This window comes from Thalassomonas sp. RHCl1 (assembly GCF_947387555.1).
Classification (GTDB): domain Bacteria; phylum Pseudomonadota; class Gammaproteobacteria; order Enterobacterales; family Alteromonadaceae; genus Thalassomonas.
In genome coordinates this window covers 1-15019 of the sequence record NZ_CANDNZ010000011.1, presented here as the reverse complement: position 1 = coordinate 15019, position 15019 = coordinate 1, and the positions used below count along the sequence as shown (strand labels likewise).

The following is a 15019-nucleotide window of genomic DNA, read 5'->3' as shown; positions in this document are numbered from 1 at the left end:
TTGTTATTTTTTTGAGCAATGACTATACATCATAACAAGACAAAAGCGGGGAAAAAACCGGTGAATAGGTATGCATAGGTTTTAACAGGGAATTAGTACGCTGAAATGATCTCAAACATATTGCCTTCGGGATCAACGACCAGTAATAAGTCTGCCGCCAGGTTAGTATCCTGAAATATCCTCGGCGCTTTTATGCCGTGCTGTTTCAGGCAGGCTTGCAGCTCAGGTAACCTGGCCCGGGTAAAAATACCAAACTTCATTATACCGGGCTTATCCTGTGCTTTTTCTTCGGGGCCGGCGAGTGCCTTTTTGTTAAATACCTCGACGATGAAATTCCCCCGTTTCATTAACACCCCTTTGGTATTGCCGTCGGGGAAAGTAAAAGTTTTTACTGTCTCTAGCTGGAACAGCTGTTGATACCAGACGGCCAGCTCACTGTCAAAGGTGCTATGAAAAGCGATAAAATTTTCCGGCAGGGAAATATCGTCAAAACAGCCGGTGTTTTTCCCCGCCTTATCGGCAGAATTAGCTGCTGCCTGGCTCAGGGCTGAAAAGCCTAATAAAGCCGACAGGATAAGAGATTTTAGCTTAATGTTTTTCATGGCGTGTCCCGTTATTTATGCCTGCCGATATCATGGTATTGCCATAAAACATTGAGGATTTTCCACTGCCCCTGAGCGGTTTTTATCAGGTGCATATAGTCAATCCAGTCATCGGCGCTGAGTTTTACCGAGGCAGCACGCTGATCGAGATCGAGTATTGTTATTTCCACTCTGGGATTTTCGGGAAATTTATCTCCGCTTTTGTTATAGCTTTCGGCAACTTTCAGCATGGTCTCCCGGCTGGTTTCCATGATGAATTCTTGTTGCTGGCCTTTGCTCCAATAGGTTCTTTTGGCAAGTGCCGGGTGCAGAGCTCCCGCCATTAATTCTTTTGAGCTGATGTGCTGGGAAACTATATAATTGCTTGCCACAGTTTCTATTGCCTGGCGGTCGGCTTCAGCCGCTGCTTCCATATCCGGCAAAGGGGCGGCGTTTAGGGGCAATGATGTCATTATGATTAAACTGACGGTGTAAATAAGTTTCATACTGATTCCTTTATCCGGTGATGCTGCTAGTTTGTGTTGTGCTTTTGGCTACTGGTGTTTTAAGCGATCGTTGAAGTTTGCAAACCTGGTGTTATTTAACCGTATTTTGTCCGACATTTTTCTGAAGGTTTTCTGAAAAAAACTTTCTAAAGCTGATTTTTATTGACTTAAAGCTTAAAAGGGTTATGTTCAGCTTTTGTTTTTCTTTGCCTGCTTTATGTTGAATTTTGATGTCTGCTGCCGTTAAAAAATATCGTTTTTTACACTGGGAATTTGATTCTCTGCAGGACAGCCTGTGGCATGTCGAGGAGCAGGTTGCACAAAAACTCGAACCCCAGGTAGCGGCACTATTACTGCTGCTGATCGAGAACCGGGAAAAGGTTTTTTCCAAAGAGGAATTGAGCCGGGCCTTATGGCCGGATACGGTTGTGGAAGAAAACAGTGTCTATCAGCTGCTGACCAAATTACGTAAAGTGCTCAGGGATCCGCCGAAGCAGGCACAGATTATTAAAACCTTTCCGAAAAAAGGTTATTGCTTTCTCTGCGAGGTAGAAAGGTGTGAGGTAGAGAGGTGCGAGGTAGAGAGCTGTGAGCCAGAGGAAGGTGAGACGAAAAGCGGCGAAGAAAAAAATGTGCAGGCGCCGGTTAGACCAAAGCAGGAAAAGCGCCTTCGCCTGACCTTGATTACGGTCTTTTTCCTGTTGTTGGGCTTTACCGCTATCGCTTATTTTTCCGCTAAATCCCCGCAAGAAATGCCGGTCAGTTACTCCTCGGTAGAGCTGACCACGGCGCTCGGGCTGGAAAGCTGGCCTTCCCCTAACCCTTTTGATGAGAGTATTGTTTATATCAAAGACGCCCATCAGTTGTGGCGTAAAGGGAAAAATACCGACGCACAGCTGATATTCGAAAGCCCGGACAGGCTGTTTTACCCTGCCTGGTCATTAAAGGGGGACAGCATAGCCTTGTGGCAGTTAAAAGATAGCAGCTGTTTATTAACTGTTAAGGATGAGCTGGGCAATGATATCACCCGCGCTCCCCTGGTGGAGTGCGACTATGTCGGGCGCCTGCTCTGGCTTGATGACAAGCGTTTGATCGCGCTTTATCGAACAGCCGGGGTGTACCGGGCATTTCAGTATGATGTACCGGGGCAGGTCTTTACCGAAATACCGCTGGTACTGAATAAGGGAGAGCGGTTGAAAACCGCCGTAAAAGCCTGGCAGGACAAGGTTTTTTATATCACCACAGATGCCAATTATCACAGCCGTTTAATCGATAAATCCGGCACGGCTTATTTAAGCTGGGATTATCCGGTCAAGTTTGCCGCTTTCGACAGAAAAAACCAGAAATTATTGATTAACGATAAATCCAAACACCAGGGGCTGAGCAGTGTCACGCTTGACGGTCATCAGCAAAATATTGCCGAAACCGCCCGGGGCATTTTTTCCGCCATCGCTGCCGATCACCAGGGGAACCTGTATGCCACAGTAGAGAACTGGCAGGTCAATATCCGGGATAAAGATAACCTGCCGGTATTTTCCAGCACCAGCCTGGACTATCTGCCGGTGAGTAATGCCCTGGGGGAAACCGCCTTTATGTCACGTCGCGGCGGCTTTTGTCAGATTTACCTGCATGAAGACGGTAAAGTAACGCAGCTATCACAATTTAAGAATTATGATGCGGTAAAGTTTGTCCGCTGGAGCCCGGATTTAAGCCTGATTTTAACCAACCGTGATGACAGCGCCTATATCTATAACCGTAACGGTCTGGTGAGCCGTTTTGACCTGGTGACCCCTCATTTACCCGTCAGTTTCGGTTGGCTCAGCAAAGATAAAATTTTTAGCTTTGACGGCGACTACCTCAGGTACTATCAGTTATCGGGGCAGAAAGTGGCTGAATTTCAAATTGATGCCGACAATTTATTTTACCAGGCGGAGCAAAAAAGGTGGTGGCTGTTTAAGAACCACCGATTATATTCGGTTGACGGCGAGTTATTAAATGCCGCGCAATTGACCGAGCAGCTGATATTGAGTGGCCAGCAAGGCAGTAAAATTTCCGATATCCGTATGCTTGGTGACCGTATGTACTGGAAAAGCCGTTATGAGCACCAGGATTTTATCTGGCAATATCACCTTAATGATTTAACGGCTAAGCTGATTAAGCGTGGCAGGTTTATCTGGAATTATGATGTTAATGCCAGTTTTGAATTATCGGTTGCGGTAAAAGAGCATATTGAAGGCAATATCCGCCTTTATAAAAGTCGATAATATTGCTGCGGTGAAATGCCGTGTAATTGACAAAAAACCTGTTATTCTATTTAATTGCTAACACTTTGAAGTTAATTAAAATATTGCTTTAAAGTGTTATCCATTTATTTTTTAAAAGGTGATGTTCTGGATGTCTAATTACGACGAATTTAAAGTTATACATATAGTTGAAGGCGGCTGCGGTACCTTATTGTTAGGAGCCAGCGGACTTCCGATCAAAAAAATAGAATCAACCTTAAATGAAGAAGCTGCCGACGGTTGGCAGGTAGTGTTTCAGGTTATCGAGAAAAAGCGCTTTTTGCTGTTCTGGACCCGGGAAGCCTTACTGGTCACTTTAGGGCGTAAACTTGGTTAAAGGCCTTGCTTTAGCTGCCATCCGAAAATATCAGCGCGGTGGCGGCTCTCTCAAATATTTTAATCTTGAATGTAATTTTGAACCTTCATGCTCAGAATACACCTATCAGGCGATCGACAAATATGGCCTGGTGAAAGGAGTAAAGCTGGGCTGGAACAGAATTACCCGCTGTAACGATCCCGATTGCGTTAAAAAGCACCAGGATCCTTTGTTGTAAATCGATAGTTATAAAGAGGTAATTATGAATATGGATGAACTCAAGCAAGAAGAGGATGCTCTCAGAGAAAGGGTCACCGCATTACCGCCGGAAAAACGCAAAGCCTATTACGCCCTGGAAAAAAAACGCATAAAAGATCCCGATAACTATGCGGTATTGAACTACTTTTTCGTCGCCGGCCTACATCATTTCTACCTGGGGAAAACCCTGTTTGGTTTCTTAAATCTGCTCGGTATGCTGATCGGCCTGCTTTTCATCGAGACTTTCGGTATTTTCATTTTTCTCGCCATTATCGTCATTGAATTGCCGCAGTTATTCAGAAGCCAGCGTATTGTCTATCAGTACAACAATAATGTTATGAGGCAAACTCTTAAAGATGTCGAATCCCAGCCACTGGCCAGCTAAAGCAACAAAAAAACAGCAGCCATGGCTGGTTATCGGCCTGGCGGTATTGCTGGTGTGTGTGGTTGCCGGTTATAAACTTTATAGCTCAATCATCCCTATGTCTGCGCAATACCTGGCGGAAAAAATCCCGCAGAGCATTTATCAGCAAATAGGCGAGCATGGTTTGAAGTCCATGGATGAATCGACCTTTTCCGCTTCTGAGCTGTCTGCTGATAAAAAGCAGGAAATCAGCGAGTTATTCAGCTCGGTTGTCGAAAAGTTGCAACTGGAGCCGGCATCGTATCAGCTGGAATTTCGCAGCTGGGAAGAGACGGCCAATGCCTTTGCCTTGCCTGGCGGGACTATTATCCTCACCGACGTTTTAGTTGAAAAAATGCAGAATAATGAGCAGTTGACCGCCATTATCCTGCATGAAGTCGGTCATATAGAACAAAACCATAACATGCAAAATATGATACGGACCTCTTTGTTTTATATTACCTTGTCGGTTATTTTCGGCGACCTGAGCCTGGTGGCGGATCTCTTGATCGAAGCCTCGGTGATGGGGGTAAACCTGAGCTATTCCCGGGCATTTGAAAATGAAGCTGATGCCTTTTCGGCCTCAAGTATGCGCACCCTTTACGGTGATGTTTCTGCCTTGAAACAGGCGATGGAATTGCTGCATGAGGATAGCGGCCAGGAAGACAGCGAACAGGAAAATAGCTGGCTGAGCACTCATCCGGGCTTGGCTGAACGGTTGCAGACCATCAGTGCTTTTGATTGAGGTTTTATTTTTTAAATGAAACATTACGCTCTCTTTTTTGCCGCGCACATCATTTAAATAGAGCAGCCTCCGCTTGCTGAGATCTGTATTATCTATCTTCACTGTGGCAGGGGCCGGGGGCTCAGCAAAATTTTGCTGAGCCCCCGGGTTATCTAGCCAGGTGCCGTCGGCGAACTCAGCTAACGTCTGCCTTTTGCCTATTGAAGAGCACAGTAAAGAGAATAATGCCTGCGATATCTGCGCTGATGTCGGCAAAGTCAAAGGTTCTGTTGGCTAAAAATAACTGGCTCATTTCCTCAATAGCGGCCAGGGATAACACCAGCAGGGCGCCCAGTGGCAAATGATAACCTTTAACCATCAGACATTTGTAGTTAAAGGCGATCACGGTTAACTGGCTCAGGGTGCCGTATAACACCAGGTGCCCTACTTTATCGCCATATGGCAGTGAGCGCACCAGTTCGAAAAAGATATTGCTATTGCCATTGTTGGCGGCAATGATATTCCAGGTTATAAACAGTAGGAGCAGCAGCGCCGGTATGATACGTAACATCTTATGGCTCTTCTTTGGCAGTTAAGGCGGCATTGTGCTTGCTGTTTAATTGCTCGCCGACCTGGTACCAGTCGATGTGCCGGGTGGTGAACATTACAATCGCCAGGCAAACAAAGGTTAGCAGTGCCCCCATAGCCAGGGCCAGATCTTCGGCGCTGATGATGATATAAAGCGTGCCATAAAGCAGCAGTAATAGAGCGGCAAAGGCAAATGCCTGCTTAAAGCCCGCCAGCACATAACGTAAATACGAAAGCAGCAACGCGGTACAGGCAAGGGAGGCTATCAGGTAGGCCAGTAAAAAAGCAATATGCTCGGACAGGGAGATCAGCAATAAGTAAAAGATCGCGATGGCAAACCCCACCAGGGTGTATTGGATCGGGTGTATCGGCAACTTCATGATCACTTCAAAGATAAAAAAGCTGATAAAACTTAGGCCAATAAATAACATGCCGTATTTTACCGAACGTTCGGATTGCAGATAAATATCGACTGCTTCGATATGTTTGATGCCAAAGTCGCTGGTAAATAACGGCTGACAAACCTTGTTTTCACATTGGGCGATTTTGTCGCTGATATTGCTGGCAAATGAAGTGATTTTCCAGCTCGCCTGGTAACCGTCCTGGCTGATGTTACGGGATACAGGTAAGAACTCGCCGATAAATTGCGGGTGGGGCCAGGTCGAACTTGCCTGGACATTTGCCGCCTGGCCAACCGGGATAAAGGAGATGGCTTCCATACCCCGAAGTTCCAGTTGAAAAGTAAACTTGATAGCTTCGCTCAGACTGCCGGCTGAAACATTTGCGCCGGGCTTGTCTGATATTGGCGGCATTTCAGGTAAGTAAGCATGCAGGCCCCTGTTATTTTCCAACAGCTTGCTGCCCGGCTGGAAGGGAATTTTTTTATCCTGCCACATCAGGGTCGGGATACTGTTGATGCCCCTGGGATCTGAGACTGTGGTGGTAATATAAGGTCGTCCCAAACGGCCGCCGCGTGCTTCATTTTTGATCTCTTTTAACATCGCCTGCCAGCTGTCATTATTGATCTGCCCGCTGATATCCAAACGGGTGGTATAAACCGGGATCTGGTAAATGCCTTTGTGGCGCATGTCGTTGGTTATTCGGGCGTTGATCTTGATGTTGTCGGGGATCAGAAACTTACGTTTGGCAAGTTTGCTGATGTGCAGGGTTTTCTTTTGGCTTATCTTATCCACCAGGGTGGTTTCCTGGTTGACCTCATAGGGAAAAACCACCATGGCGGTCATGACTGTCTGCTGGCCGGTCCAGCTTTCACTGACATCCTGTTTGGCCTGGTCTAAGAATTGCGATCTTTCGCTGATTTTATCGGAAATCATGCCAAGTGGGATCAGCAACAACAGGGTTACAAAGCCGATGATGGCGAGTTTAATGGATAAGTTTTTTTGCATAAGGCACTCCTGACGGTTTTTTTGCTCAGGATAAATACCTTGTGTGGGCGGATTATGTGTTTTGTGTGTGCTTGATAAAAACAACCAACTTATTTACCGGCGCTCCGGTTATGTAAGGTTAAGGGTTAACCGGGCACAGATCCCTTTTTCCTTGTTGTTATCAAGTTCGATAGAGCCCAGGTGTAATTCGGCAATTTGTTTGACAAAACACAAGCCGAGCCCCGAGCTTTTCTTTTGTGAACCAGGACGTGGCAGGGAGTAAAAGCGCTGAAAAATTTTATCTAAAGCATAAGCGGGGATACCGCAGCCCTGATCCCGGATAAAGATGCTGGTTTGAACTCCCGGGGATACCTTAATTGAGATGGCGCCGCCTTCGGGACTGAAATCCAGGGCGTTTTGCAGCAGGTTATCTATCGCTTGTGCCAGCAGGAAGCTGTCTCCCGAAATAAATAATTGTGACGGCATCTCGCTGGTGATGGTGACCGAACATTTAGCCGCCCGGGTTTGTTTGCTGCCGATGACCTGATTGATCACCGGGATCAAATCCAGGCGCTCTACTTTTTCTAGTGCATCCTGTTTTTCCACCGTCACCAGGGCCAGTAAGCGGTTGATCATTTCATCGATACGTTGTGCTTCATATTGAATATTGCCGATAAAGCGCCTTTGATCTGCCTCCGCCATTTGCGGGCTTAAGATCTCGCTGGCGCCTTTGATGGCGGATATCGGGCTTTTAAGTTCGTGGGTGAGGGCATGGACATATTTTTCCACATAGTCCTTGCCTTCAAGTTCGCGGCGCATATCATCGATGGCGGTGGCCAGTTTGGCCAATTCCGTTTCCCGAAGATCCGGTACCTTTAGCTGTTGCCCGCGCCGGATGGCGCCGGTGTAATTGACCAGTTTGCGGATGGAACGGGTCAGCCAGAAAGACAGGGTTAAGGCGGCGATTAACGACAACAATACCAGGGAGAGGCCACGTTTTTGGATGTTGGCGCGCGCCATTTCAATGAAAGGCTGTACGGTAACATTTGGTTTGGCGACCGTTAATACGCCGATGATCTGTTGTTTGTGTTTGATCGGCGCGGCAACATGCATCACGGTACTGAATTCGTTATCGGGATCTGATTTGGTACTTCTTGCGCCGTATTGGCCCCGTAAGGTCAGGTAAACATCATTCCACCGGGAGTAATCTTTGCCGACATCCTGCCTGGCGGAATCATATTTTACTATGCCTTTGGCGTCGGTAATATAAATGCGGATATCGCTGGTTTGCTTGTCTATCGAAGAGATTTTTGCCTTGTGTGAGCGTTGCAGAAAGCTGTCCATGTCGGCAGTAAGGTGGCGCAGATCATCCGGGGAGGCGATGTATTCCCGGGTGACCATTTCTGCCAGTAAATTCGACATGTCTACCAGGGCATCTTCTGTCGACTGGCGCATGCCGGGTTTTAATTCTGACATAAAAACATCCAGCAACAGGTAGGCGGCTACACCGAGGATCAGGAAATAAGCAAGAAATATCCGTAAGTTGAGGCTCACTCGTGATGGACCTGTCGCAACTGAATGCTGTAACCGACACCCCTGTGGGTCACTAATGAAGAGTCATTGGGGTCTATGGCTCTCAGTTTGGCGCGTATGGTTTTGATATGGGTATCGACGGCGCGATCAAAGCTTTCTTCCGGGGTCGGCCACACCGCATTCATCAGCTGTTCCCGGGTAAATACCCGCTCCGGCTGGCTCAGCAGCAGCTTTAAGATGCCGTATTCATACGCGGTAAGTTCAAGCTGGCTGTTGCAATAGCTGATTTGCCGTTTTTCTTCATCTAAGGTGAAGGTTTGCTTTGGGGCTGCAACCTGGCTTGTCTGGGGGCGTTGGCGCTTTAAAATGACTTTCACCCGGGCAACCAGTTCGCGGGGGCTGAAAGGTTTCACCACATAATCATCACCGCCAATTTCCAGGCCGACCACGCGGTCGATTTCTTCACCACGGGCGGTTAAAAAGATGATGGGCACTTCTGAGTTTTTGCGGATGGTTTTACACACTTCAAAGCCGTTGATGTCCGGCAGGCCGACATCGAGAATAACCAGATCGACATGACTGGCGGCTAACCGCTGCAGGGCTTCTTCTCCCAGGCTGACCCAGGTAGCAGCAAAGCCTTCCGATTTCAGGGCATAGGTGATGTTGTCGGCAATGCTGGATTCGTCTTCGATGACCAGAATATGTTTTTTAACCACTTGTCCTTCTTATGCCTTATATCTGAATAGGTGACGGATAACTATCAGGTTTCAAGGTTACAGCACAGGAGCAAAACCGTAAACCCGCTTTAAGAAGCTATTAACCGGATCAAAAAGTTGAGCCAATAACTTAGAGGGTAAAACCGTACTTGACCAACATGGCAAAACACATAGTCACGACAAGGTATCTCAGGTATTTCACCTTAATGGTAAACAGGCAATGGGAGCCGAGCCAGGCGCCGATAACCTGTCCCAGGATCATGGTGAAACCCAGGGCCCAAATCACCTGCCCGGCAACAAGGAAAACCAGCAGCGATGCCATATTGGTGGAAAAATTCAGGGTTTTGGCGATGGCGGTTGCATCAATAAAGCCCCGCCCGTTTAAAGAAACCCCGGCGAGTGCAAAAAAGGAACCGGTTCCCGGGCCAAAAAAACCGTCGTAGCAGCCAATCGAAGGGACAATCCATCTTTGGTAGTTTTTGTCAGATACTTTTGCCTGCTTGTTTTGTTTATCCAGGGCCGGGGATATAAGAAAATAAATACCAATAAAAAGAATCACCAGCGGAATAACAAAACTTAATATCCGGGTATCAACAAACTGGACCATAACTGTGCCTGCGCTTGCCCCGATAAAGGCAAATAACATCAGCGGTTTAATTTCATCCCAGCACACTTTTTTATTTTTTATCATCATGTAGCTTGCCGTTGCTGTGCCGGTACTGGCCTGTAACTTGTTGGTTGCCAGGGCGGCGACCGGCGGTATGCCGCTCATCATTAACGCCGGTACGGTAAGTAAGCCGCCGCCACCGGCCAAGGTATCAAGAAAACCGGCGACAATAGCGATAAAAAACAAAAAGGCTAATAGCTCGATGGAGAAATGGGCGAGTTCCAAAATAAGCTCCCTAAAAATAATGGTTACTTGTGTGGCTGGAAAAGTAACGAAAAAGTACGGTTATAAGGCCAGTCGGGCAGCAGCTGACCGGCCTCGGGGGGTTACCAGGTTTGCATTAATTTATTAACCAGTTGCTGCGGCCGGGTTTTATCATAAGCGATAGTAATATCCGGTGTTACCGGCTCCATCTGGTGGCCTCCTTTAGGGCGGGTCAGCATAAAGCGCGGGGCAAAAACCTTTAATTGTGAATGCGGTAAAACAAATCTTTGTATGCCGCCGGTCTGGCCGCTTTTGCCGCCGGTTGTTTCTCCTACTAAGGTGGCAAACCCGTGATCTTGTACCGTATTGGCAAGTAATATTGATGATGAGTAGGTATAAGCGCCGATCAACAGATAAACTTCACCTTCAAACCTAAGGGGGTTCTCACTTTCTACCGGGTTGTTGGTGCTTAGTTCACCGGCTATTACTTCGCCCAAGGGCTTGTCTTCACTTTGCCTGCCTTCAATCACTTTAACTTTATAGGTAGAGGCGTGGCGCCAGGGTTGCGTGGCAATATAAGAGACTATGCCTTTTTTCCACATATCATCATCACCGCCGCCGTTCTCCCTGATATCAATGATGAGTCTTTGTATGTTAAGGTTTTTTAGCTCTTTAAACGCCGCTTCGATAAAGGAAAAATAACGCTTTCTATCGGGCCAGTTAAAGGTCTTGATGGTTAACTTGGCACTCTTGTTGTCTAAGATCTCAAATTGGAAGTTATCTTCAAAGATCTTATCGATATTAACAGCGGCATGACTGGCAGCGATGCTGATATTGTTGATGGCTGTTTTTTTATTTTCATCACTTTCATCAGTTATATCAAGGGTAAAGGTTTCAGCATTGCCATAATACAGCCAGTAATAGCTGGCAAAACGCCTGGCTAATATTGCCCGGCGATGACGCAGACTGTCGCCGTGTAAGCGTGTTAATAACGGCTGCAGCACCTCATCAATCGGCATGCCGTTGATCTTGCTAATGGCATAACCTTTAAGCTTTGATGGCTGGCCGTCAATTTTGCCGGTGATCACTAATTTGGACTCGTTGAAAACCAGGGCAAAAGGAAACAGTGCGCCGCCATTTTCGACATGTTGTCGGGTTAAGGCGCGGGTATCAGCAAAGGCGATCCCGGTATGGCCATCGGCCAGCTGGCTATTTAATACCGTAACCTGACGCCAGAATTGTTGGACCGAAACCGGCTTTTTACTGTTCGCTTTTAAGGTGGCAACATCCCGATAAAACTTTTCCGGGTCTTTAACCGTATAGGATAAATCAGGATGGGTTTTTTCCAGCCATTGTAGCCAGGATGTCAGATCTTCCTGTATTTGCTTAGGTTGTAGTTTGCTCTGTAACTGACTAAGTGGTTTTGCTGCCAGCGGCAAGGCTAACAGTCCAATCATTATTGTTATTAATAGTCTTGTAAACATTGGTGGTCTCGTTTTGTTCGATTTAATCCGTCCCGGCTTATCTCGCCAGTGAAAAGATTGTAGCCGGGCGGTATGTAGATTAAAATTAACCAAAACTAACTATAAGATTAGGTCTAACCTTAATGCTGAACAGTGATGATCTGCGTTTTTTCCGCATTATTGCCAATCATTCCTCTTTGGCGGCCACGGCAAGGGCGTTAAATGTAACACCGCCGACGGTTACGCAAAGGCTGCAAACAATAGAACAAAAACTTAAGCTTAAACTGGTTGAGCGACATGCCAGACAGATCACCTTAACCGACGAAGGTTTATTGCTGGCGGAGCGTGCCCGGCTGATTTTGGCGGAAATGGACGATTTACATGAGGTGCTTAACAGCCAGCAGCATGAAATTTCCGGGTGTTTAAAAATATTGGCGCCTTTGGGCTTTGGCCAGGAATATATTGCCCCCTTAGTCACTGAGTTTCAGGGCCGGCATCAGAGCCTTTCGGTAGAGCTTGAACTCTCGGATAATCCCGACTGGTCCAGCGGTCACGCCTGGGACATTATGATCTATATCGGAGAGTTGAGAAGTTCGTCGTTGAAACTGTCTGTACTGGCAGCGAACAGGCGTTTTTTATGCGCTTCTCCGGCTTATATTGCCAAATATGGCCAGCCTGAAACACCGGCCGACTTACGTCAACATGCCTGTATTGCTTTAAGGGAAAATGCCGAGGATGTCACTATGTGGCGTTTTACGGCTAACGGCAGCGATAAGCAGGAGGCGGTGCGTATCAACCCTAAACTGGCCAGTAATGACGGCCGGGTCATCAAGCAATGGGCATTGGCGGGTTGCGGTATCATACAGCGTTCTGAGTGGGATGTAGCCGCGCAGTTAAAAAGTGGTGAGTTAGTCAGGTTATTAAGCGATTATGAACTACCTTGCGCCGATATCGTGGCTTTACTGGGCACCGACTTACGCGCGCGCTCTGCCAGAACCAGTAAATTTCTTGAGTTGTTGAAACAGAGGTTTGCACAGCAGCCCTGGAAGCAATAACAGTTAACTCACTGTTTTAGGCTGTTATTTTAGCTAAAACGCCGGGGCATAAAATATCGGGGCATGATAACTATGGCTGATATCAGCTTAAACACGGGGTCGTTGCTGTGCTCTAACAATATTAGAGATTGTCAAAGTAAATAATTTACCCCAGAATGGCTTGTTTTGATTTAACTTTTCCATTGATTAGGATGTTCTTTGGCTAATTTCTCTACCCATATAAGTGCAAGCATTATCACCAGCTCGGTATTAGGTACAGTGGTGCTGGCCACGAAAATTGCCCCTATGCCGGAAAGCTTATTGCTGATAGTGATCGGTGCGCTGTCGGGGTTGTTGCCCGACCTTGATGCCGACGATTCAACTTCGATTGGCTGGCTGTTCTCCATTTTGGGCTTTACCCTTGCCGCCAGCTTTGTGTTGGTTTATCCGCTGTCTTCGCTGCTGGGGATCTGGGCGGCAGCCGTCACTATTTATGCGACCACCTGGTACATAATCAAACCCTTATTTGAAAAAATTACCGTGCACAGGGGCAGCTTACATTCTATTTTGGCGGTGATGATGTTTGCGTTGCTCGGCATTATCATCAGCCTGCAGTTGAACGCCTCATTGAATATGGCCTTACTGGTGGCGCTGTTCGTGATTTTAGGGTCGATGACACATTTATTACTGGATGAGTGCTATAGCGTTGATTTATCTAATAATCGCTTAAAATCATCTTTTGGCACGGCGATGAAGCTGCTTGAAATTCGTTATCCCCTGGCGAGCTTGAGCCAGTTTATCATTGTCTGTGGTGCAAGCTATTACCTGTACCCGCAACTTCAGCCGATATTAACTGTGCTGGTCAATTGGCAAGAAAAATTGCAACATTTAACGATTATGCCCACCTTTTAGTCTGCCTCCGGGCTTAGTCAGCGACTAAGCCCGGGGCTTGTTATAATACTACAGCTTCGCCTTCATTGAGGATATGCAAAGGGATTTCCGATTTCATTTCCTGATGCATATTCAACAACCGCAGCAGGGCAGAGTGGGAGCTGTGATCCCCCATTTTCCAACTGGCGTTGCCATAGCCCCAGGGGATCATCACTTTACAGTTCAGCTCTTTGGCCGCCAGCAGTGAGTCTTCCGGGGTGGTATGGACATAGCGGTACCATTCGCCGTTTTCTTCGTGAAAATAGGAGGCTATCGGCATCAGGCAGACATCCATATCACCGTAACGTTGCTGGATATCGCTAAAGTGTTTGGAATAACCGGTGTCGCCGGCAAAGAACAGCCGCTGGCCCCGGTACTCGATAACCCAGCCGCCCCATAGCGCGGTATTGTTGTCTTCGTACAGGAAAGGCACCCAGATACGGCTGCTGAAATGATGCGCCGGGACAAAGTGAATGTTCAAGTCGCCCAGTGCTTTTGACGAGAACCAGGTCATTTCATTGATACGGTAACCGTCCTGGGGGAAATGCTCGGCAAAGCCCAGAGGCACAAAGTATTCGGCCTTGCTGCCCACCTGTGCGATATCATCTTTATTGAAATGATCATAGTGGATATGGGAGTACAGGACGGCATCGGTGTTGGTGATTTCCGATTCTGTCGGCCAGGTGCCCGGCCGGCGGTTGAATCCTTCGCTGAGACGAAACGCCCAGTTCACCGGCCAGTCAAATTGTTCGCTAACGGGATCAAACAATAAGCTGGTGCCGTCGGGGTTTTCAATATAAAAGCTGGCATGCCCGAGCCAGCGAATAGCAAAACCGGTATTTAACGCGGGCGGGGTCTGTTGGCCGGTAAAACGGCAATTTTCTGCGGGTGTCTCGCATGCGAGTAACGGCGATGGCTGATAACAGTTTTCCGTGCAGGTTTTCGGGTAGGTTTTCTTTCCCGGGTATAAATTGGAAAAACGTGCGGGCTCAGTTACATCATCCTGGTATTTGACAACCGAATCAGGCTGTTCAACACGTTCTACCGTGTTGTTTGCGCATCCGGCGAGTACAAGGAAAATTAAGCTTACAACAGGCCATTTCATCTAACGGGTTCCTTTGAGGTTGATATTTACCGGCGGTATGTTCCCGGATATAAGACGACTTGGCAAGTAATAGCCTCTTTTTCGTCGATGTGAATAACGGGAATAGGCACAAGCAAAATAACAGACAGTTCTTTATTATTTGCTTCTTTTTGATGATATATGACACAGCATAAGCTATAGCAGCATTAGCCTGTTATTTTACATCTGATAGTTTTTATTGGAAATTTAAAAGGATTATAGAAGAAAGATGGGGTGGCTAATGGGACTTGAACCCACGACAACCGGAATCACAATCCGGGGCTCTACCAACTGAGCTATAGCCAC

Annotated in this window: 16 protein-coding genes and 1 tRNA gene; 7 read left to right on the top strand and 10 right to left on the bottom strand. The window is 47.1% G+C overall.

Translation table 11 applies throughout. The features are described from left to right. Positions 1 to 92 precede the first annotated feature (92 nt). The gene (locus QL234_RS24105) at positions 93 to 602 is read right to left on the bottom strand and encodes a VOC family protein (RefSeq protein WP_281560311.1); all 510 of its coding nucleotides are present in this window, start codon (positions 600 to 602) and stop codon (positions 93 to 95) included. Positions 603 to 613: 11 nt separating this feature from the next. Beyond that, positions 614 to 1087: a nuclear transport factor 2 family protein gene (locus QL234_RS24100; protein WP_281560310.1), complete on the bottom strand. Its 474-nt coding sequence runs from the start codon at positions 1085 to 1087 to the stop codon at positions 614 to 616. Between the two features lie 230 nt (positions 1088 to 1317). Here QL234_RS24100 and QL234_RS24095 point away from each other — a divergent pair, with 230 nt between their 5' ends. From QL234_RS24095 to QL234_RS24075, 5 genes are all read left to right on the top strand, one after another. Beyond that, positions 1318 to 3351, top strand: a complete 2034-nt coding sequence (locus QL234_RS24095; RefSeq protein ID WP_281560309.1) for a transcriptional regulator — start codon at positions 1318 to 1320, stop codon at positions 3349 to 3351. Between the two features lie 130 nt (positions 3352 to 3481). Continuing rightward, complete coding sequence (locus QL234_RS24090; protein WP_044834029.1) at positions 3482 to 3706, top strand: DUF4177 domain-containing protein; 225 nt, start codon at positions 3482 to 3484, stop codon at positions 3704 to 3706. Beyond that, entirely contained in the window at positions 3699 to 3923 is a 225-nt protein-coding gene (gene yidD / locus QL234_RS24085; protein WP_044834030.1) for a membrane protein insertion efficiency factor YidD, read from the top strand. The genes QL234_RS24090 and yidD overlap by 8 nt, the downstream gene beginning before the upstream one ends. A gap of 24 nt (positions 3924 to 3947) precedes the next feature. Continuing rightward, positions 3948 to 4328 (top strand): TM2 domain-containing protein, encoded by a 381-nt coding sequence (locus QL234_RS24080; RefSeq protein WP_281560308.1) that lies wholly within the window; start codon positions 3948 to 3950, stop codon positions 4326 to 4328. Further along, positions 4300 to 5091 (top strand): M48 family metallopeptidase, encoded by a 792-nt coding sequence (locus QL234_RS24075; protein ID WP_281560307.1) that lies wholly within the window; start codon positions 4300 to 4302, stop codon positions 5089 to 5091. Before QL234_RS24080 ends, QL234_RS24075 begins: the two co-directional genes overlap by 29 nt. A gap of 175 nt (positions 5092 to 5266) precedes the next feature. On the opposite strand, the gene QL234_RS24070 is transcribed toward QL234_RS24075, so the two are convergent. From QL234_RS24070 to QL234_RS24045, 6 genes are all read right to left on the bottom strand, one after another. Beyond that, on the bottom strand, positions 5267 to 5641 hold the full coding sequence (locus QL234_RS24070) for a VanZ family protein (RefSeq protein ID WP_281560306.1): 375 nt from the start codon (positions 5639 to 5641) through the stop codon (positions 5267 to 5269). Position 5642: 1 nt separating this feature from the next. Next, positions 5643 to 7064, bottom strand: coding sequence for a cell envelope integrity protein CreD (gene creD / locus QL234_RS24065; protein WP_281560305.1), 1422 nt, complete (start codon positions 7062 to 7064; stop codon positions 5643 to 5645). Positions 7065 to 7172: 108 nt separating this feature from the next. After that, positions 7173 to 8597: a two-component system sensor histidine kinase CreC gene (gene creC, locus QL234_RS24060; protein ID WP_281560304.1), complete on the bottom strand. Its 1425-nt coding sequence runs from the start codon at positions 8595 to 8597 to the stop codon at positions 7173 to 7175. Beyond that, complete coding sequence (gene creB, locus QL234_RS24055) at positions 8594 to 9292, bottom strand: two-component system response regulator CreB (protein WP_281560303.1); 699 nt, start codon at positions 9290 to 9292, stop codon at positions 8594 to 8596. Before creB ends, creC begins: the two co-directional genes overlap by 4 nt. A gap of 130 nt (positions 9293 to 9422) precedes the next feature. Further along, positions 9423 to 10184 carry a TSUP family transporter gene (locus tag QL234_RS24050; protein ID WP_281560302.1) on the bottom strand — a complete coding sequence of 254 codons (762 nt, stop codon included), beginning with the start codon at positions 10182 to 10184 and terminating at the stop codon, positions 9423 to 9425. Positions 10185 to 10285: 101 nt separating this feature from the next. After that, positions 10286 to 11620 carry a S41 family peptidase gene (locus QL234_RS24045; protein WP_281560301.1) on the bottom strand — a complete coding sequence of 445 codons (1335 nt, stop codon included), beginning with the start codon at positions 11618 to 11620 and terminating at the stop codon, positions 10286 to 10288. 149 nt (positions 11621 to 11769) lie between these two features. On the opposite strand from QL234_RS24045, the gene QL234_RS24040 reads away from it, so the two are divergent. Both QL234_RS24040 and QL234_RS24035 read left to right on the top strand, forming a co-directional pair. Next, positions 11770 to 12681, top strand: coding sequence for a LysR family transcriptional regulator (locus tag QL234_RS24040; protein WP_281560300.1), 912 nt, complete (start codon positions 11770 to 11772; stop codon positions 12679 to 12681). A 198-nt stretch (positions 12682 to 12879) separates the two neighbouring features. After that, positions 12880 to 13572 (top strand): metal-dependent hydrolase, encoded by a 693-nt coding sequence (locus QL234_RS24035; RefSeq protein WP_281560299.1) that lies wholly within the window; start codon positions 12880 to 12882, stop codon positions 13570 to 13572. A 40-nt stretch (positions 13573 to 13612) separates the two neighbouring features. Here the strand turns inward: QL234_RS24035 and QL234_RS24030 are convergent, their stop codons facing one another. Both QL234_RS24030 and QL234_RS24025 read right to left on the bottom strand, forming a co-directional pair. After that, complete coding sequence (locus QL234_RS24030; RefSeq protein ID WP_281560298.1) at positions 13613 to 14695, bottom strand: MBL fold metallo-hydrolase; 1083 nt, start codon at positions 14693 to 14695, stop codon at positions 13613 to 13615. Positions 14696 to 14943: 248 nt separating this feature from the next. Then, positions 14944 to 15019: transfer RNA gene (locus QL234_RS24025), tRNA-His, on the bottom strand.